The following is an 18,250-nucleotide window of genomic DNA, read 5'->3' as shown; positions in this document are numbered from 1 at the left end:
TGGTACGGCACCCACTGGTGTCATGCCCATGGAAACTTGTCAAGATCACGCCGACCGAGGGGCCGGCCGGTGCGGTCGCCCTGTCCTGCGGCGACCGCACCGGCCCGGACCTCAGTCGTCCAGCTCCAGGCGGTGGACGCCGCCCTGGTCGACGCCCGCGAAGAGGTACCGGCCGTCGGGCGAGGCCGCCAGGGACAGCACGTCCTTGTTCGGCATCGAGCGGGAGATGTTGTGCCAGGTCAGCCCGCCGTCGGTGGAGCGCACCACACCGCGTCCGCCGGTCGGGGTGAAGTCCGTCCAGCGGGTGTCGGTGCCCGCGTAGAGGGTGTTGCCGACCCGCAGCAGGTCGGAGACGCTGATCCGCAGGGCGCCGGTGTCGGCCTTGGTGAAGGTCTTGCCGCCGTCCTTGCTGACCCGGATCGCCTGCCCGCCCGTGACCATGGCGCCCGCCGTGAACTGGATGGCGTGCACCTCGGCTTCGGAGACCTGGTGCATCGTGGCCCCGAAGTCTTCCGAGTAGGACAGCCCCCACCAGCCGCCGAACCAGATCCGCCCGGGCTTCCCGGGGTCGGCCACGATGGTGTCGTAGTACCGGCCCTGGTCGAAGGTCTTCCAGTGGGCGCCGCCGTCGGTGGTGGTGTACAGCCCCGCGGAGCTGGAGCTCTTGTACGAGACCATCATCCGGTCGGGGTGTGCGGGATCGACGAGGAACGCCGTTCCGTTCGCCTCGCGGGTGGCGGCGTCCGACCAGGTCCGGCCGGCGTCCGTGGTCTTCTGCAGCACCACGTTGTAGAGGTAGTTGACCAGCTGCCAGCCCGACTTCGGGTCCGCGGTGGAGGCCTGGAACCCGACGACACCGGTACCGGTCGTGCCCTCGCGCTCCGCCGCGCCCCACTCGGGGCTCGCCGCGGGCACCTTGGTGCGGTACGTGCCGACCGAGGTGCCGGCGAGGAGCTGGTCCCCGAAGGCTGCCAGCGCCGTGACGGACTCGCCCTGGACGCCGATCCGCCGGTAGCCGCCCTCCCGGGTGGAGCGGAACAGACCGGCCGCGCCGGAGCCGATGGTGTGGGAGCCGTCGGCCCAGCGGTCGTAGTCGTAGACCACCGAACCCGGTACGGGCTGCGCGGACGTGGTCCACGTACGGCCGCCGTCGCGGCTCAGCGCGCCGGTGCCGCTCAGGTCGTCCTGGTAGATGTCGCCGCCCGAGACGTCGACCAGGCCGCTGTAGGTGCGGCCGGTCTTCTCGACCTTGCGGCCGCCGTCACGGCTCACGTACAGGCCCGAGTCCTGGCCCTGCACCTTGATGGCGAGCAGCGCGCCGTCGGCGTCGAAGCCGCCGATGACCTGCACGCGCGGCGTGGCCTCGAAGACCTTCTGCACGGGCTTCGGGGAGCCGGTGACGAAGTCGCGGATCACCCAGATCGCCTGGCCGGCCCAGAGGTACAGGTCGTCGCTGCCGATCACGCTCTTGGTGAGGTACCCGGTGATCCCCGTGAGGTCGACCGGCGTCCAGGTGGCGCCGCGGTCCCGGCTGACGAACCGCTCGCCGGTGTAGTCGGACGTGGCGAGCAGGACCCGGGTGCGGGCATCGGCGCTCAGCTCGGTGATCGGGGCCGGCGGACCGGCCATCCGCTCCCAGCTGCGGCCGCTGTCCTCGGTGCGCATCAGCACGCCGCCCTCCGGGAACGCGGACGGGTGCGCGCTGACCACGGCCTCCCACCAGCGGTTCGGATGGCGGGAGTCGATGACCAGCGACGGCTCGGTCAGCGCGTTGCTTACCGGAGTGTGGCCCCGCTGCTCCCAGCTCCTGCCGCCGTCGGTGGTGAGCCAGGCGCCCGGGCGGGTGCCCTGGGTCATCACGGCCTGCTTCGGGGCGCCGGGGGTCAGCTGGGTGGTGCCCACGGCGCTGTTCGGGCCGACGGCCTTCCAGTTCTTCGCCTTGGGCGCGGTGAGGGTCACCTCGAAGGCGCCCGTACCGTACTGGCGCACCGCGGTGGACGTGGTGGCGCGGGCGGCCATCGTGTGGACGCCCGATCCGAGACCGGTGAATTCGGCCCGGTAGTAGGCCGGGTCCGAGGTGGCGGTCGTCGCCTTGGTGTAGGCCTTGCCCTTGGGCGGGGTGACCGTCAGCACCGGCGGAGCGGTGAGCGGCGTCGGGCTGTACACGTACACGGTGGTGGAGCCGTCGTTCGACGGGTCCTCGGCCGGGTCCACGTACAGCGGGATCGCCGCCATCAGGTACGGGACGGTGAGCGCCCGGCCCTGGTCGGGGGTGACGGTGACGCGGCCGCTCAGGTAGTTGGTGGCGTAGTCCGTGACGTCGGGCCGGTCGCGCTCGACGGTCAGCGTGACCTTCGCCGTGCCGCCCGCCGGGATGACGACGCGGTCCGGGGTGACGGTGGCGGGGCCGGTGACGGTCACCTTGCCGGAGACCGGTGCGCCGCCGGTGTTGTGGAGTACGACCTCCCGGGTGCCGGTGACCTTCGGCCGGTCCATGTGCGCCAGGCCGAAGGAGACGGTGGCGGGGGAGGCGTACAGACCGGCCCGGGCCGCGGCGGCCGTGTCGAGCCGGCCGCTGCCCTGCGACTGCAGGTCGGGGCCGTCCAGCGGCTTCGCGGAACCGATCACCTCGGCGCGCAGCCGGTCCGCGGGGCGGTCCGGGTGGAGCTGGCGCAGCAGCGCCGCGGGTCCCGCGGCGAGCGGCGAGGCCATCGAGGTGCCGGACATCCGCCGGTAACCCGTGGGCTCGAGGGCCTTGGGCACCGTGGAGAGGATCTCGACGCCGGGGGCGACGATCTCGGGCTTGAGGCCGAGCCGTTCGGAGTCCGGGCCGCGGGAGGAGAACGAGGCCATCTCGTCGGTGGAGTCGCGGCCGCCGAGCACCAGCTCGCCGCCGGACTCGGCCAGCGAGGCGAGCCGCTGACCCGTCTCGTGGTCCACACCGGCCACCACCAGCCGGTCCAGGCGCAGGGAGTCGCCGGACTCCGCGGGCGTGGCACCGAGCAGTACCTCGCTGTGGGCCGTGGCTCCGCCGCGGGTGGGCGCCTGCTCCTGCTGGGGCCGGAGCGGGTTCGTACGGCTCCTGCCGCCGAACACGACCGGGCCGCCGCCTCCGCCGCCGACACCGCCCACCAGGGCGGCGGCGCCGCGCCGTTCGGCCTCGCGCCAGGTTTCGAGCTCTTCGGGCCACACGTCGTACGGGTTCACGGCCGGCGGGATCGCGTACAGCAGGACCTTGCCGCTGACGTCACCCGCCTTCGCCCAGTCCTCCGCGGTGCCCATGCCGATGCTGACGACCCCGGCGGTCACCTCCGCGGCCGGCGGGTTGGCGGACCGTCCGCCGCGATAGCTCTGCAGGGTGTCACCCGCCGCCTTGAGTACGGGCAGCCGGATCCCGCTGGTGGAGGCGCCGACGGCGATGACGCCGGGGCCGGCGGCCGGGGAGCCGACGGTCCAGTAGCCGGGACCGGAGTTGCCGGCCGAGGCGAAGACCAGGACCCCGGCGTCCACGGCCGCGGCCGCGGCCCGGGACAGCGGGTCGCTCGCGGTGCCCGCGCTGTTGCCCAGGCTCATGTTGATGATGTCGGCGCGGTGCGGGTTGCCCGGGTCGACCGCCGCCTCGATGGCCGCGATGATGCCGGAGTCGTCGCCGCTGCCGTTCGCGCCGAGCACCTTGTACGCCAGCAGTTCGGCGTCCGGAGCGGCGCCGGTGACGCCCCCGGCCATGGCGGCCCTGCCCGCGACGATGCCCGCGACGTGGGTGCCGTGGCCGTTGTCGTCCATCGGGTTGGCATCGTTGTCAACGAAGTCCCAGCCGCCGACGACCTTGTGGCCCTCACCGAAGCCGCCGCCCAGGTCGGGGTGCGTGTAGTCGACCCCGGTGTCGATCACGGCGACGGTGACGCCCTTGCCGGTGACCTTGGCGCCGGCGGGGTCCTCCCGGGCCCACAGGGCCGGGTTGCCCACGACCTCGTTGGCATCGGTGTCCAGGGCGCGCGCGGTGCCGGCGGGGCTGACGGCCTTCACGCCCGGCAGCTTCCGCAGCGTGGCCAGGTCGTCGGAGCCGACGGTCATGGCCACGGCGTTGAGCAGCAGCGTGTGGCGGCGCACGGCCTTGGCGGTGACGCCGGCGCCCTTCGCCTCGGCCAGGAACGCGTCGTGCCTGCCGGTCAGGTTCTTGCGCGCGGCCGTCACCTCGGCGGCCTTCGCGGCTTTGGCGGCCTTCGTGTCCTTCGCGTTCCCGGCGTTCCCGGCGCTCTTCGCGGAGTCCGGTACGGCCTCCAGTGCCGGGGCGCCGTCGAACTCGACGATGACCCGTTGCGTGCCGTGGCCCGCCGACTCGGGGGCGGCGGCGACGGCGGGCGGGACCGAGACGAGCAGTCCGCCGAGCACCGCGGCCACCAGGCCCGTATGCGCAGTTCTTCGGTGTGAGTGACCCATAGGCGGTACCTAATGCGGCCCGGTCCGGATAGGGCAACGATTCCCTGTGGCCCATTGCTGCCGCTGGCACAGGTGGGCCAGGATGGCCCGCATGTCCCAGGAGCTGGCTGCCGTCGGTATCGACGCTTTTGACGAGCAGGTCTACCGCGCGCTGCTCGCCCGGCAGGCGGCCGCGCCCGCCGAGCTGGCGGGCGAACTCGGCACGGGCCCGGAGCGGGTGGCGCGCGCACTCGACCGGATGCACGACCGCGGGCTGGTCGGGCGGCTGTCCGGCCCCCGGCGGCGCTACGCGGCCATCGACCCGCAGCACGCGGTGGAGGCGCTGATCCAGGAGCGCACCGTGGAACTGGGCCGGGTACGGTCAGCCGCCGGCGAGCTCGCCGGACTCTTCGAGGCGGCCCGGCGCGGGGATGCCAAGGAGGTCGAGATCGTCTCCGGCCGGGAGGCACTGGGCCGTTGGTTCGTACGGCTCCAGCAGGAGGCGAAGCGGCAGGTCCGCACCCTGGACCGGCCGCCCTACGCGCTGACCACCGCCAATCCGGTGGAGGAGACCGCGATGCGCGGAGGGCTGACGTACCGCGCGGTGTACGCCCCGGAGGCGCTGGAGTGGCCGGGGGTGCTGGACGACATCCGGCGGCTGGTGGCCCACGGGGAGCAGGCCCGGGTGCTGCCCGGGCTGCGGATCAAGCTGGCGATCGCGGACGACGCCCTGGCGCTGATGCCCCTGTCGCTGGACCTGACGGACGTACGGGCGGCGGTGATCCGCCCCTCGTCGCTGCTCGACGCGCTGACCGACTACTGGCGGCTGTGCTGGACCCTGGCGACCCCCCTGCTCGCGCCGCCCGGGGCGACCGGAGCCGGGACGACGGGATCCGGGGCGACGGGATCCGGGGCGACGGGATCCGGGGCGACGGGACCCGCCGAGGAGTCCGCGGGACCCGGCGAGGAGGACCGGCTGCTCCTCGCCCTGCTGGTCAGCGGGTTGAAGGACGAGGCGATCGCGCGCCAACTGGGCTGGTCCGTACGGACCATGCGACGCCGGATGAGCCGCCTGCACGACCAGCTCGGCGCGGCGAACCGCTTCCAGGCGGGAGCCATCGCGGCCCGGCGCGGCTGGATCTGACCAGGCAGCCTTATTGACCAAGTAGCCTCATTGACCAGGCAGCCTTATTGACCAGGAGTCGAACAGGCCCCTACCTTCTCGGTAGTCCAGAGCGGACGGCCGAGCTTCGGTGGCGGAGGGAAAGTCCCGGTGAACCGTCTCCAGCGCGTTCCGTGGGCGCGTGCGTCAACCATCGCGGTGGTGGCGGTCTGCGTGGTCTACGCCCCCGTCGCCATGACCGAACTGTGGTCCTACGCCCGGCCCGGCGCCCCGGCACCGGGGGAGTGGATCCTGGGCAGGACGGTGTCCCCGGCGTACGTGGCCGAGGCGCTGCGGACCCGCGTCGCACCCTACGGACGCAGCCTCGTCCCGCTCATCGTGCACTCCGTGCTCGGCGGTGCGCTGATGCTGCTCGGGCCGGTCCAGCTCCTGTCGGCCGTCCGGCGCCGCCCGCGCCTGCACCGCGCGGCGGGAGTCGTGTTCGCGGTGACGGTGTACGCCTCCATGGCGGGCGCGGCCGTGTACCTCGTACGCACCGCGCCCGAGGACGCCTTCAGCGGACCGACGTTCTGGATCGCCCTCGCCACCATCCTCGTGGGCACCACGCTGAGCGTGACGTTCGGGATCCTCGCGGCCCTGGGCCGCTTCCCCGACCTGCACCAGCGGTGGATGCTGCTGTGTTACGGCTACCTGATGACCGCGCCGCTGCTGCGCCTCGAATGGGGTGCGCTGCCCCGGCTGCTGCCGGGCCTGTCGATGGAGGAGATCAACCGCGTCGCGACCATGCACCTCGGCTCCGTCGTCGTCTTCGGCGCGCTGCTCGCCTCGCGCACCCTCGACAGGCGGGGGAGGCCGGGGTCCGGGGAGGCCGCCGACCCGCTCGGCGGCGCCGGGACGTGGGTGCCGTTCCCGGCACTCGTCCTGGCGCACCTCGCCGGCGGCGCCGCCCTGGCCTGGATCGGCTGGTCCTTCCTGTCCTGGGGCACGGTCGGCGGACGGCTGCTCCTCGGCTACCTGGTGCCGTACGCGGCCACGTTCGCCGTGATGACCGTGCGCCACCGGCGCGCCGGCCGGCGCGGTGACGGGTGGGCGCGCGAGGAATGGCGCCTGCACCTGACGGCCCTGTGCCTGGCGCCGCTGTTCTCACTGGCCGCGGCCGTGCCCTTCGACCGGTACGCGGGCCTCGACCGGCCCACCGCACTGATCGCGGGGGTAGCCATCGGCTGCGGGGTGACGGCCTTCGCGGCCACCGCCGTGGTGAGCCTGCGCGTGATGTACGCCCGTGAACTGGTCCGGCGGGCCGGGCCGGCCTTCGCCGGCACCCGACCCACAACTGTCGCCGCACGCAACGAAGTCGAGGGAGTCGAGGGCGTATGGCAGTCCACCCCCTAGCGTCGGGACCGGGACCAGGGCTGGAAACGGAGCCGGGACCGGGATCTGGTGACGGGCGCCGGCTCACGGCGGGAGTGACGATGCTCGCCGTCGTCGTGGGCGTCGTCAGCCTCACGACGGGGGCGTTCCTCCTCGTCGCCAGCCTGGCCGGATACGCCGGCGGAGCCTGGAAGTCACCGGACCCGCTCAGCCCCGGACTGATCGGAGCGGCCATGGCCGGCGTCACGCCCGGCCTGTTCGCGATCGGCCGGGCCCGGGTCTGGGAAGAGGCGCGGGTCCTCGTGATCCCCCTCGTCGTGGTGCTGCTGGGCCTGTTCACCGTCAGCCTCCTCAACGCCGACATGCTCCAGGTGGCCGCGGGCGCCTCGATCGTCCTCGCCCTGTTCAGCCTCGGCTGGGTCGCCCTCCTCGGACTGCTCGCGGCGTTCGCGGTCCTCGCGGTCGTCCTCCAGTGCTTCCGGCCCGGCTCCCCGCTCCGGAGCAGGGAGGTCCCCCTGCCCGGCTGGTCCAAGCCGCCGATGGCCGTACTGGGCTCCGCCTGGCTCGGCATCGGCGCCGGACTGCTCGTCCTCCCCGGCTTCTGGGCCGGCTTCATCCCGTGGGAGGTGAACCGGGCGGATGCCCAGGGACTCGGCGTCTGGGCCCTCGCCCTCGGCATGGGTGTCCTCGGCGCCCTGGCCGAGGACGACCTGAGCCGCCTGCGCCCCGCCCTCCTCGCCATGCCCGGCGTCTCGCTGGCCCTGGCCCTCGTACTGGCCGTGCACGCCCCGGCCGTCGACTGGAACTCCGGCCCGGGACTGGCACTGACCACCCTGATCGCCGGACTGTTCTGCACACTGGTACGGATCGCGCCGCCCGGACACCGGCGTCGACGCGGCGGCGGAGCCCCTGGCGCGGCCCCGGGCGGGGTAGCGGCCGCCCTGCGGACCATGCGTTGGTGGCGCCGGGAACGGCCCGGTTGGCATCCGATGACGACCATGCCGACGGACCGGTCCTTCCACGATGCGGTGGGCCGAGCCGACGTCGGCCGGCTCGCGGGCCGTCTCGACGCGCAGCACTGTCCGCCGGCCACCTTCGGGATCCTCATCCGGCACGAGGATCCCCGCCGTTCCCGCGATGACCGGACTCCTGGAGCACTCCCATCCCCTCGTGCGCAGGGCCGCGGCCGAGGGGCTCATCGGTATGGGCGCGCCGGCGATCCCGGCCCTGAGGCTCAGCCCGCCGCCTGCTGGTGGAGCGAGGCGGCCAGGAGGTGGGAGTCGAGCAGGGAGACGTCCGCCGTCCTGTCCGCCCGTGCGTAGCCGGCCAGCATCCGTTTGGTCAGCACGAGCGCCTCGGGGGAGCGCCGGACGAGGGGCCTCGTCCAGGAATCGATCACCGAATCCAACTGCTCCAGCGGCGCGGTCCGGTGCAGCAGACCGATCCGGTGCGCGGTGCCGGCGTCGAAGACGTCGCAGGTCAGCATGAGTTCGCGGATCCTGGAGGCGCCGGCCTCGGAGACCAGCCGGCCCATCGCCCCGCCCCACGCCGGCGGCAGCCCCATGCCGACCTCCGGCATGCGGAAGCGGCTGGTGTCGGCGCCGGCGCGCAGATCGCAGAACGCGGCGAGGGCGAGGCCCGCGCCGATCACCCGCCCGTGCAGCCGGGCGATGGTGACCGCGTGGGTGCTCTCCAGGGCCTGGCACAGGCGGTGCGCCTTGTCGGCGATGCGCCGCAGGCCCACTCCGGAGGGATCAGCGGTCAGGGCCTCCTGGTACTCGCCCCGGTCGGCGCCCAGGCAGAAGTCCGTTCCCAGCGACGACAGCGTCAGGACCCGGACGCCGGGTCTCTCGTGGAGATCGTCGAGCAGGGTGATGAGGTCGTCGAGGACCGCGGCGTCCAAGGTGTCGTCCTGCCCCCAGGGGTTGAGGCGGACGTGCAGGACGGGGCCGTCCCGTTCGATGAGTATCGCCTTGGGCACCGTCCGGACGGGTTCGGGTGCGGGGATCGCGGCGGTGACAGGGGTGGAGACGGGGGAGGAGGCAGGGGTCGGTTCGGTCATGCGATTGCTACGTCCAGGTTCAGGAGTCGCCGGAACGCCACGCGGGGCGCCATCGACGGGGGGCGTACGAGGGTGAGTCGGGGGAGGCGCTCGACCAGTCGGCGGAGAAGGGTCTGGGCTTCGATGCGGGCCAGCGGTGCGCCGAGGCAGTAGTGGATGCCACCGCTGAACGCGAGGTGATCGGCGGCGCGTTCGGGGTCGAAGAGGTCCGGGTCCTTGTGCTTGGCCGGGTCGCGGTGCGCCGCTCCGATCATGAGGTGGACCATCTCGTCGCGGCGGATCTCGAAGCCGCCGAGTACGGAGTCCTGCGAAGCGACCCTGCTGATCACGTGGGTGGGCGGGTCGTAGCGGAGCGTCTCCTCCACGAACCCGGGCACGAGGCCCGGGTCGCCGGCGACCGCGGCCCAGCGGTCCGGGCTCTCCACGAGCCGGAGCGTCATCGTCGAGAGGAGGGTCGCGGTGGTTTCCAGCGCTGCCAGCAGGACGAACAGCACCAGGTGGTAGACCGCCTCGTCGGCCTTGTCCCGGTCGGGCTCGATCGCGTCCCACGTCCGGATCCACCGGGTGACGGGGTCGTCTCCGGGGTGGGAGCGCCGATCGCGCACCACGTCCGTGAAATAGGTGCGCAGTTCGGCCGTGGCCGCGTCGGACAGTGCCAGTTGGCTGGCCGACGGCAGCAGCTCCTGGGTGAACACCTGATCGTGGGTCAACTCACGGAGCCTGGGCCAGTCGGCCCGTGGCAGACCGAGCCATTCGCCTATGGTGGCCACCGGCAGCTCCTCGCAGACGAGTTCGGAGAAATCCGCCTCGCCGGTGCGTATTCGCTCCGTGAACGCGTCGAGGAGCTGATCCGTGCTCCGCTCCACGGTGTGGCCGATGCGTTCCACGGTGCCCCGGTCGAAGGTGCCCGCCGCCCGGCGGGCCTTGGTGTGGTCCGGGGGGTTGAGGGCGGCGAGGGTGTTGCCCATCTCGCGGGAGGAGGGGGCGTTCCAGCGGGTACCGGGCCCCTGACGTTGTCGCCACGCCTTGTCCGGCTCGAGCCATTGTCGACTGCGCAGGACCTGGTCGCAGGCGGCGAAGCCCGTCACGGCGAACCCGCCCCAGGGGGCGGGCACCACTTCGCCGCGCGCGAGGAGCTCCGTGTAGAGGGGGAAGGGGTCGGCCTGCCCTCTTGCCGTCCGCAGACGGGAGAAGAGGGAGGCGGACGCCCGGCGGTCATGCGTCGGGGTTGTGGCAACGCCCATGATGGCGGCTCCTTTCCGAGAACCCAGCCGCCATGCATACCCTCATGATCGTTAGCCACCCGCTACCCCTGAGTAGTCAGGATGTTAGTAGAATCACAGATTCCTCATTCGCCTCTGGTCCACGCCAGGAAGCGGCTGAACAGGCCCCCCTTGGACTGCTGGGGTGCGGCGACGGTGCGCGCGCCCGAGGTGCCGGTTGGCGTGAACGAGGGCGTGGAAGGCTGCTGTTGGGGTGTCTGACCCGCGTTCGCCCCCGCCGGCCAGGCGGACGTGCCGGACGCGACCGAACCCGGTCCCTGGGCAGCGGCCTTCGGGGTGAAGCGGATCGGGAGGGTGACCAGCGAGCGGCTCCACGGACTCGGCGCCCACGTCAGCGACTTGAAGGGGACGCGCAGCTCCACGTCGTGCAGCTGGTTGAGCAGCGTCTCGACGGCCGTCACGGCGATCATGAACGCCGGGTCCTTGGCGGGGCAGGCGTGCGGGCCCGCTCCGAAGGCCAAGTGGGCCTTCGCACTCAGCTGTTCGCGGTGTTCGGTCAGCTTCGGGTCGGTGTTGGCCGCGGCGAACGAGACGAGGATCGGGTCGTTCGCCCGGACCACCCTGCCGCCGATCTCGACGTCGTGAGTCGGGTAGTGCGCCGCGTAGTTGGAGATGGGTGCGTAGTTCCAGAGGGTCTGGGAGACCGCGTCCTCCACCGGAAGGGCGAGCTGCCACTCCTCACCGAGGTACAGGGCGCTGCTGGTGCCGATGGCCGCGGTCAGCGGCGCGGTGCCGCCGGACAGCAGGGTGACCAGCTGGTGCAGCACCTCCTCGTCGGTCAGCTCGGCCGGGTGCTCCATCAGACGTGTCGTCAGATCGTCCGTGGGGCGCTGCCGCTTGAGGGCGATCAGCTCGGTGAGCGCGCCGCCGAGCACCTCGTCGGCCCCGGGGGTTCCCTCGAAGATGCCGCTGATCCCGGCGATCACGCGGTCGCCGATCTCGGGCGGGCAGCCGAAGAGCTCGCTGAAGACCAGCAGGGGCAGCGGCTGGGCGTACTCGGCCATCAGCTCGGCATGGCCGCGGATGTCGGTACTGAACTGGCTGATCAGGTAGTTGGCGGACTGCTGCGTCTGCCGGATGAGCTGGTGCTCGTTGACGGTGGCGAGGCTGTCCGTGACGGCCCGGCGCAGTCGGGCGTGTGCGGCGCCGTCGCTGAAGAGCGCGTTGGGGCGGTAGCCCATCATCGGCAGGGCCGGGCTGTCGGCCGGGACCCGCCCTTCGCCCAGCGCGTTCCAGCGCCGGGAGTCGCGGACGAAGGAGGCGGGGTTCTGCAGGACGTACAGCGCGGCGTCGTAGCTCGTCACGAGCTCGACCTGTACGTCGGGGGCGATGTCCACGGGCGCGCTGGGGCCGTAGGAACGCAGCTGTGCGTAGTGGCCGTCCGGGTCGGCCCCGAACGCGGGGCCGTACATCTGGACGTTCCCGTGCGCGGGGCAGCCGGGGGGTATCTCGTGCGGGTCACGTGGCTGTTGCATTCCTGCGCTCCTAGCCGAGTTGGGACATGAGGTGTTTCACGAGGGTGATGAGGGCCCGCGCTGAGGAGTTCTCGTCCCGTACGTCGCACTCCACGACAGGGGTCTCGGGGGTGAGGTTGAGGGCCTCGTGCACTTCGTCGAGCGGGTAGTACGTGGTGCCCTCGAAATGGTTCACGGCGATGGCGTACGTCAGGCCGAAGCGTTCGACGAGGTCCAGGATGGGGAAGGACTCGTGCAGTCGCTCCGGGTCGACGAGCACCAGCGCCCCCAGAGCGCCCCGGGAGAGTTCCTCCCACATCTCCTTGAAGCGCTCCTGGCCCGGCGTTCCGAAGAGGTAGAGCACCAGGGTGTCGCTCAGGGTGAGCCGGCCGAAGTCCATGGCGACGGTGGTGGTCGTCTTGTCGGGCGTGCCCGACAGGTCATCGAAGCCCACGCTGGCTTCGGTGATCTCCTCCTCGGTCCGCAAGGGCTCGATCTCGGAGAGACTGCCGATGCAGGTGGTCTTGCCGACCCCGAAATGCCCCACGATGAGGATCTTCACCGCGTGGGAGACATCTGGATCCAGGTACACGCGTTACGCTCCGAATCGATTCTTCAGGCCCTCGAGCACGGCGCTGACCAGCTCTTTGTCCACACGTTCGGCGCGCGGGATCGGCGTCCTCGCGAGGATGAGCTCGTCCTCCTCCAACTGCGCCAGCAGGATGCGGACGACGCCCAGGGGCAGGTGCGTGTGCCCTGCCACCTCGGCCACGGACAGGAAGCCGTTCGCGACGAGGTCCATGACCCGCCCCGCTTCCGGGGACAGCGTGCGCGCCGCCACCTGTCCGTGGTCCGCCGCCGCGGTCACGAGCGTCGTGTGCTCGTACTCGTGGTCCGGGGGCAGTGCCCGTCCGTTCGTGATCACGAAGAGGGGGACTAAGGGAGAGGTCAGTTCCAGCTCTTCATCATGGCCGGTCCCCTCAGACATGGCCCGCCACCTTCCCCGGTGCGGAAGCCGCCGGCGTCAGTCTGGGAACCACCTCGTGCAGACGCGTGGTGAACTGCTCGATGTCACAGTCGTGTTCTGCGGCGGCGGCCAGGAAGGCATCGGGGCCGGCCGCCATCAGGAAGATCCAGCCGTGCTGGAACTCGATGACCGTCTGCCGCCACTGCGGATCCTCCGCGGCCCCCGCGAACTGGGACGTGACCCGGCTGTAGGCGTGAATGCCCGTCATGGCCGCGGAGATCGTGTCCGCGAGGTCGCGGCTCATCCCGGCGGTCGCCCCGCGGGGAAGGCCGTCCGACCCCAGCAGTACGGCGTGGCGGGCCCCCTTGACCTCCGACATCACCCGGTCGAGCTCGCCCAGGACGAACCCCGAGTCACCGGGGCCCTGTTGCCGGGGGACGCTCCCGCGCGGACCTCCGGCGTCCTCGGTGGTCACCCGCGGGGGCGAGGTGAGGTTGTTGCCCAGCCGGGCGACGAGGCGGTGCATGCGGAAGGAGATCTGCTGCATGTCCACATCGGGCGCGGCCGCGGCGGCGAGGTAGGAACCCTGCCCCGCCCCGATCAGGAAGCTCCAGCCGTGCGAGAACTCGATGATGGTCTGGTTCCACCGTCGGTCCTCCTGCGTCCCGGCGAAGTGGGCCGTGGCCCGGCTGAGCGACTGCATCCCGGCCATGGCCGCCGAGATGGTGCGCACGTCCTGCTCCGCCAGGCCTTCGGTCGCGCCGCGGGGAAGGCCGTCGGCGGACAGCAGGACGGCGTGCCGTGCACGGGGCACGTTGCGCACGATGTCCTCGAGCATCCACGAGAGGTCTGCGGTCATGCCTCTTCGGGCCCTTCGAACGAGGTGGCTTCAAGGTCGCGGCCGGAGAGCGTGCCGCGCTGGAAGGCCCCCAGGCTGCGCCCGGACGCGCGGCCCGTGTCGCCCGGGCTCTGCGGCGCCGGCGCGGAGGCGTCGGGGACGCTCGCGATGGGCGCCTGGCGCGCGCCGCGCTTGGGCAGACCGTGCATGGTGCGCGACGTCGCGCTCGGGGCGGGCCGGCTCTCGGCGGCGCGCCGGATCTCGCTGACCGGAGCCTCGCTGACCGGAGCCTCCTGCACGGGCCTGATCTCCTCCATGGTCCACAGCTCCTCGGGCAGGAGGACGACGGCCCTGACGCCGCCGTACCGGGAGACTCCGGTGACGTCGACCTTGAAACCGTGCTGACGCGCGATCAGGCCGATGACCGGGAAGCCGAACTTGGGCTGGGTCCCGAGCTGCGACAGGCGGGGGGCGATCTCTCCGGAGAGCAGGGCGGTCGCCCGCTGCCGCTCCTCGTCGTTCATGCTGACGCCGGCGTCGTCGATGACGATGCACAGGTTGTTCTGGACGCGCTGGAACGTCACCTCGATCGGTGCGTCGTGCTGCGAGAAGCTGGCGGCGTTGTCGAGCAGCTCCGCCACGGCGAGGGCGACGGGCGCGACCGCAGACGCCTTCAGGGCGAGACTGGTCTGCTGCATGATGGCGACCCGGTGGAAGTTGCGGATCTGCCCCTGGGCGCTGCGCACCACGTCGTAGACGCTGGCGGGCCGGTTGCGACGGCCGAGCGGCGCACCGCACATGACGGCGATGCCCTGAGCCTTGCGCGCCATCTGGGCGTTGGCGTGGTTGACGTCCAACAGGTCGCTCAGGACGGTGTGTCCGCCGTACTTGCGCTGGATGCCGTCGAGAAGCGTCGTCTGTTCTGCGGCGAGGCTCTGCAGGAGGCTGGCGGCACCCTTGAGGACGGCCTTGGTGTTCTCCTCCGCGGCTTCCTTGGCCGCGCGGAGCGTGGCGTCCTGCTCGGCCTGGAACCGCTGCAACTCGGCGCGCGACGCGTGCAGGTGGCTGTCCGTCGCGAGCAGTTGGTGCCTCAGTTCGGCCTCGGTGTGTTCCTTCTTCGCCCCCAGCGCTCTGTTGCGGGCGACGAGTGCCACGACCGCGATGACGGCTATCGCCGCCACCGCAACCAGGCACCACACAAGTGCGTCTCGATTCATGGAAACCTTTCCCGGCGCGTGCCATGCGGACGGCTGCAGATACACCTCGCGAGGCCCCGCAACACAGCTGATCGGCACGGTTCACCTGCTGTTACGCGGGGAGCATGCCGCCGATCCAAATCAGCATCTGCGTCTAAATGGAGCAAGATCACAGATGCCGGGGATGCTATCACCGGATCATCGGCTCTCCGGACGCCCGCTATGGCGCCCGATCCACCAACCGGACTGCCGCGGTTGTGGGTTGACATGCCCTTTCGGTGCCCCGCCTCCGCAGTCGGCCACCGTCTCCGGACACCGTCCCGTTAAGCAGTTCTTCACCGGAGGGACGGGGATCTCTCACATCTGCCGCTCCGCCGACCGAAATCAAGGCCGGTGACGCCCCGACAGATCTGCGTTCGGCCGCGGGGCCGCTGTCGTCCGCGGCGGGAGGGTGCGCCGGCTCATGATCGACTCTCGGCCTGGCGGCGCGATTTCGCTCTTTCGCGCGCCGTGGGGGTGCCGATTCCCTTGGCGCGTGCGCCGGTGTGGCGACACGTCGTCAAACCCCCTCCCCTGGAGAGCTCATGGCAGCGGACCAGCAGTGGAAGCTCGACGCCGGAACCGCGTGGATCCTTCCCGCGGGCGACGAGGGCATCGTCAAGCCGCTCGTCCTGGCCGGCAAGGCAGGACCGGGGGAGACCGACCTGGCGGACACGGACGTGGACGCCCTCCGGTGGACGGCGGCCGAGCGGACCGGCAACGCCACGCTGGCCGTGGGTGGCATCGGCAGGGGAGCCCTTGCCGTGCGCTACGCCCTCGCCGGGATGGAGCACCAGCGGCAGGAACACCGGGCCGGGACCTACTTCTCCTTCAACGGAGCAGCGCCCTCGGTGGAGGAGCGCGCCGAGTTGGACGCACGGGGCGGTTGGCCGCGGCAGCCGAGGAAGGTCAGGCTGGTCATCGGCGACGTCGTGGACGGGCTGAGCGACGCGGACTTCGACCACAGCGCCACCGCCCCCGCGGACCCGGAAGGCCTGCTGATCCCCACCGTGCAAGCTTCTTGGCTGCTGGAGCACACAGCCCGGGCCTGACCCGCAGGCCCCGTAAGGGACGGGTCGGCCGCAGAATCGCGAAGGGATAGCCGGCCCCACCGGAGTTCCGGGTTTCTTTCGTAATTCAATTACCCGAGGGCGATATCCGTACGGCCGAGCCGGGGCGGTCGTACGGCGAAGCGGAACCCTCCGCGGAGCATTCCCGGCCCCCTATGGACTCTCCGGGCGGACGGGCCCGGTGTGCCGAGGCAGGATATCCATGGCGCACCGGCGAGGCCTCCACGAGACTACGCAGGTGAGCGACCTCAAGCCCTACCCCTGCCCCTGCTGCGGCCACCGCGTGCTGGACGAGATGCCGGGCTCCTACGAGATCTGCCCCGTCTGCTCCTGGGAGGACGACGGGGTCCAGTTCCGCTGGCCGACCATGGACGGCGGAGCGAACCGGATCTCACTGATCGAGGCCCAGCGGAACTACCAGGACTTCGGCGCCCGTGACCTGCGCGGCCAAGAGCGTGTCCGCCCCGCGACCGAGAGCGAGGCGCTCGACCCCGCCTGGCGCCCCATCGACCTGACCCGCGACTCCTTCGAGGACCGGGACGCGGACGAGAGCGCCCCGTGGCCGGACGACAGCTCGACGCTCTGCTGGTGGCTCCCCACCTTCTGGCGCCTCCCGCGCACCTGAAGACCAGGCCCTGGCCGTCCCGCGCCGCTCAGCTCTTGCGGGCCAACGGCTGCCCGACGAAGCTCACCCCGGCCAGACCATGGGCGATGAGGTTGCGAATGTTGCTGTGGTCGGTGCCGGTCGGCGTCTCCAGCACACTGCGGTAGTGCTCACCGAAGGCCTGCAGCGCTTCCTGGTCGCTCAGTCCTTCCAGCAGGGCCAGTCCCAGCGTCTTGCAGGACCCCTCGTTCTCACCCGCGGCATTCTCCACTCCGCCATTGCGGAACGCCTGCGGCTGGTACGCGTAGTGCGCGGCGACGAAGGCCAGGGTGTCGGCGAACTCGTGCTCACCCGACGCAAGGCTCGCTCGCAGCGAGTTCAGATCAGTCATGTTGGTTCCCCTGGCTCGAACGGACGAGCCGTCTGCCGTCCGTGACCGGACGACATTACCCCCAAGCGGCCGGTCGGCCGGAATCCCGCGGCACGACCGAGCGAACGGCATCTTCGCAGGTCACCCCAGTACCCTCCGGCCGGCGGGCGGAGATCGCGGATCAGCCCTGCTGTTCTCTGACGTTGACCATCCACGTGATGCCGAACGTGTCCGTGCACATGCCGAAGACGTCGCCCCACATCTGCTTCTCCAGGGGGACGGACACCGTGCCGCCGTCGGACAGCTTGTTCCAGTAGCCCCGCAGCTCGTCCTGGTCGTCGCCGCTCAGGCTCACCGAGATGTTGTTCCCGGGCTTGTGCTCCGCCCCGGGCGGGTTGTCGGCGCCCATCAGCGTGAACCCGCCGGTCGTCTCGAGCATGCCGTGCATGACCTTGTTGGCGTATCCGGGGGGCGCCTCGGAACCGAAGTCGCCGTAGGTGTGGACGGCCAGCTCGCCGCCGAACACCTCCTTGTAGAACTCCATGGCCTGCTTCGCGTCGCCGGCGAAGCTGATGTACGGGTTCAGGCGAGAGGGCACGTTCACTCCCTTTGTGACGAATGGTCGGTGCGGGCAGCCTAAGGGGACGGCGTGCGTACGGAGGGCTCCCCAGGGCCGCCCGTCCTCCTCGTGTCGACCGCTCCTGGAGGCCCCGGGGCGTCGTCACCCCGTCGCGGTGCTCGGAGGTCCTGGGAGGATGCCCGCCATGCGCACTGACCAGGACCTCGCCCCCCACCGCTCGACGCGACCGGCACCCGTCGTCTTCGGCGCGGGGGCGGCCATCGGCGTCCTGGGCGGGATGATCGGGCTGGGCGGCGCGGAGTTCCGGCTGCCGCTGCTGATCGGCCTCTTCGGGTTCGCGGCGCTGGCGGCGGTCATCCTGAACAAGGCGATGAGCCTGGTCGTGGTCCTGGTCGCGTTGCCCGCCCGGCTGGCCGCGGTCCCGGCCGCCGAGGTGGCCGCCCGCTGGCCGGTCGCGGTCAACCTGCTGGCCGGCAGCCTGCTCGGCGCCTGGGCCGGAGCCGCCTGGGCGGTACGCATGCGCTCCGCCACTTTGTACAAGGTCCTCGCGGCATTGATGGCGCTCGTGGCCGCTGCCCTGGTGGTCACCCACACCACGCCCGTGGACGCCCTCGCGCTGCCGCTGTGGGCGCGGGTGCCCGCCGGTGTCGTGGCCGGGTTCGGGATCGGGGTGGTCGCGGCGATCATGGGCGTGGCAGGGGGTGAGCTGCTGATCCCGACGATCGTGCTGCTGTTCGGGGAGGACGCGTATTGCGCCACCGGGAGGACGCCCGTTAAGGACGCGTCAGGATTGGCTCAACTCCGGGCATAAGTGATCAGGCTGCGTACGCTTGCCCAGCCGTCGCCGTCGATGGCTGATTCTTTGCCGTACGAC

At 71.6% G+C, this 18,250-nt stretch carries 16 protein-coding genes; 6 read left to right on the top strand and 10 right to left on the bottom strand.

The window, feature by feature from the left end:
• Positions 1-111: 111 nt before the first annotated feature.
• The gene (locus OG435_RS41640) at positions 112-4,401 is read right to left on the bottom strand and encodes a S8 family serine peptidase (protein WP_266885437.1); all 4,290 of its coding nucleotides are present in this window, start codon (positions 4,399-4,401) and stop codon (positions 112-114) included.
• Between the two features lie 130 nt (positions 4,402-4,531).
• On the opposite strand from OG435_RS41640, the gene OG435_RS41635 reads away from it, so the two are divergent.
• From OG435_RS41635 to OG435_RS41625, 3 genes are all read left to right on the top strand, one after another.
• A complete protein-coding gene (locus OG435_RS41635) occupies positions 4,532-5,563 on the top strand; it encodes a helix-turn-helix domain-containing protein (protein ID WP_266885435.1) in 1,032 nt (343 codons plus the stop codon).
• Positions 5,564-5,692: 129 nt separating this feature from the next.
• The gene (locus tag OG435_RS41630) at positions 5,693-6,934 is read left to right on the top strand and encodes a DUF2306 domain-containing protein (RefSeq protein WP_266885433.1); all 1,242 of its coding nucleotides are present in this window, start codon (positions 5,693-5,695) and stop codon (positions 6,932-6,934) included.
• Between the two features lie 80 nt (positions 6,935-7,014).
• Entirely contained in the window at positions 7,015-8,235 is a 1,221-nt protein-coding gene (locus OG435_RS41625) for a hypothetical protein (RefSeq protein WP_266885431.1), read from the top strand.
• Here the strand turns inward: OG435_RS41625 and OG435_RS41620 are convergent.
• The 7 genes from OG435_RS41620 to OG435_RS41590 form a co-directional block, all read right to left on the bottom strand.
• Positions 8,148-8,975: an enoyl-CoA hydratase/isomerase family protein gene (locus tag OG435_RS41620; protein WP_266885429.1), complete on the bottom strand. Its 828-nt coding sequence runs from the start codon at positions 8,973-8,975 to the stop codon at positions 8,148-8,150. The two genes, OG435_RS41625 and OG435_RS41620, sit on opposite strands and share 88 nt — an antisense overlap.
• A complete protein-coding gene (locus tag OG435_RS41615) occupies positions 8,972-10,219 on the bottom strand; it encodes a cytochrome P450 (protein WP_266885427.1) in 1,248 nt (415 codons plus the stop codon). The genes OG435_RS41620 and OG435_RS41615 overlap by 4 nt, the downstream gene beginning before the upstream one ends.
• Positions 10,220-10,323: 104 nt before the next feature.
• Positions 10,324-11,733: a cytochrome P450 gene (locus OG435_RS41610; RefSeq protein WP_266885425.1), complete on the bottom strand. Its 1,410-nt coding sequence runs from the start codon at positions 11,731-11,733 to the stop codon at positions 10,324-10,326.
• A gap of 10 nt (positions 11,734-11,743) precedes the next feature.
• Positions 11,744-12,304 carry a GTP-binding protein gene (locus OG435_RS41605; RefSeq protein ID WP_266885423.1) on the bottom strand — a complete coding sequence of 187 codons (561 nt, stop codon included), beginning with the start codon at positions 12,302-12,304 and terminating at the stop codon, positions 11,744-11,746.
• A 3-nt stretch (positions 12,305-12,307) separates the two neighbouring features.
• Positions 12,308-12,700 carry a DUF742 domain-containing protein gene (locus OG435_RS41600; RefSeq protein ID WP_266885421.1) on the bottom strand — a complete coding sequence of 131 codons (393 nt, stop codon included), beginning with the start codon at positions 12,698-12,700 and terminating at the stop codon, positions 12,308-12,310.
• On the bottom strand, positions 12,693-13,538 hold the full coding sequence (locus tag OG435_RS41595) for a roadblock/LC7 domain-containing protein (RefSeq protein WP_266885419.1): 846 nt from the start codon (positions 13,536-13,538) through the stop codon (positions 12,693-12,695). Before OG435_RS41595 ends, OG435_RS41600 begins: the two co-directional genes overlap by 8 nt.
• The gene (locus OG435_RS41590; protein WP_266885417.1) at positions 13,535-14,734 is read right to left on the bottom strand and encodes an ATP-binding protein; all 1,200 of its coding nucleotides are present in this window, start codon (positions 14,732-14,734) and stop codon (positions 13,535-13,537) included. The genes OG435_RS41595 and OG435_RS41590 overlap by 4 nt, the downstream gene beginning before the upstream one ends.
• Positions 14,735-15,297: 563 nt before the next feature.
• Between OG435_RS41590 and OG435_RS41585 the strand changes: the two genes are divergently transcribed.
• On the top strand, positions 15,298-15,804 hold the full coding sequence (locus OG435_RS41585) for a hypothetical protein (protein WP_266885415.1): 507 nt from the start codon (positions 15,298-15,300) through the stop codon (positions 15,802-15,804).
• A gap of 256 nt (positions 15,805-16,060) precedes the next feature.
• Entirely contained in the window at positions 16,061-16,447 is a 387-nt protein-coding gene (locus tag OG435_RS41580; RefSeq protein WP_266885413.1) for a CPCC family cysteine-rich protein, read from the top strand.
• Between the two features lie 28 nt (positions 16,448-16,475).
• Here the strand turns inward: OG435_RS41580 and OG435_RS41575 are convergent, their stop codons facing one another.
• Entirely contained in the window at positions 16,476-16,817 is a 342-nt protein-coding gene (locus tag OG435_RS41575) for a HopJ type III effector protein (protein ID WP_266885411.1), read from the bottom strand.
• A 160-nt stretch (positions 16,818-16,977) separates the two neighbouring features.
• Positions 16,978-17,394 carry a VOC family protein gene (locus OG435_RS41570; RefSeq protein ID WP_266885409.1) on the bottom strand — a complete coding sequence of 139 codons (417 nt, stop codon included), beginning with the start codon at positions 17,392-17,394 and terminating at the stop codon, positions 16,978-16,980.
• 166 nt (positions 17,395-17,560) lie between these two features.
• Between OG435_RS41570 and OG435_RS41565 the strand changes: the two genes are divergently transcribed.
• A complete protein-coding gene (locus OG435_RS41565) occupies positions 17,561-18,187 on the top strand; it encodes a sulfite exporter TauE/SafE family protein (protein WP_266885407.1) in 627 nt (208 codons plus the stop codon).
• The last annotated feature ends 63 nt before the right edge of the window (positions 18,188-18,250 follow it).

Origin of the sequence: Streptomyces sp. NBC_01264 (genome assembly GCF_026340675.1) — a bacterium.
GTDB lineage: Bacteria > Actinomycetota > Actinomycetes > Streptomycetales > Streptomycetaceae > Streptomyces.
The sequence above is the reverse complement of the archived record's forward strand: the minus strand, read 5'-3'. Positions and strand labels throughout refer to the sequence as shown.

What these genes read in the sequence shown, in the direction of transcription:
- OG435_RS41635 (WP_266885435.1), top strand. Translation starts at nt 4,532, where the DNA reads ATGTCCCAGGAGCTGGCTGCCGTCGGTATCGACGCTTTTGACGAGCAG.
- OG435_RS41625 (WP_266885431.1), top strand. Translation starts at nt 7,015, where the DNA reads ATGCTCGCCGTCGTCGTGGGCGTCGTCAGCCTCACGACGGGGGCGTTC.
- OG435_RS41620 (WP_266885429.1), bottom strand. Translation starts at nt 8,975, where the DNA reads ATGACCGAACCGACCCCTGCCTCCTCCCCCGTCTCCACCCCTGTCACC.
- OG435_RS41615 (WP_266885427.1), bottom strand. Translation starts at nt 10,219, where the DNA reads ATGGGCGTTGCCACAACCCCGACGCATGACCGCCGGGCGTCCGCCTCC.
- OG435_RS41610 (WP_266885425.1), bottom strand. Translation starts at nt 11,733, where the DNA reads ATGCAACAGCCACGTGACCCGCACGAGATACCCCCCGGCTGCCCCGCG.
- OG435_RS41600 (WP_266885421.1), bottom strand. Translation starts at nt 12,700, where the DNA reads ATGTCTGAGGGGACCGGCCATGATGAAGAGCTGGAACTGACCTCTCCC.
- OG435_RS41595 (WP_266885419.1), bottom strand. Translation starts at nt 13,538, where the DNA reads ATGACCGCAGACCTCTCGTGGATGCTCGAGGACATCGTGCGCAACGTG.
- OG435_RS41590 (WP_266885417.1), bottom strand. Translation starts at nt 14,734, where the DNA reads ATGAATCGAGACGCACTTGTGTGGTGCCTGGTTGCGGTGGCGGCGATA.
- OG435_RS41585 (WP_266885415.1), top strand. Translation starts at nt 15,298, where the DNA reads ATGGCAGCGGACCAGCAGTGGAAGCTCGACGCCGGAACCGCGTGGATC.
- OG435_RS41575 (WP_266885411.1), bottom strand. Translation starts at nt 16,817, where the DNA reads ATGACTGATCTGAACTCGCTGCGAGCGAGCCTTGCGTCGGGTGAGCAC.
- OG435_RS41565 (WP_266885407.1), top strand. Translation starts at nt 17,561, where the DNA reads ATGCGCACTGACCAGGACCTCGCCCCCCACCGCTCGACGCGACCGGCA.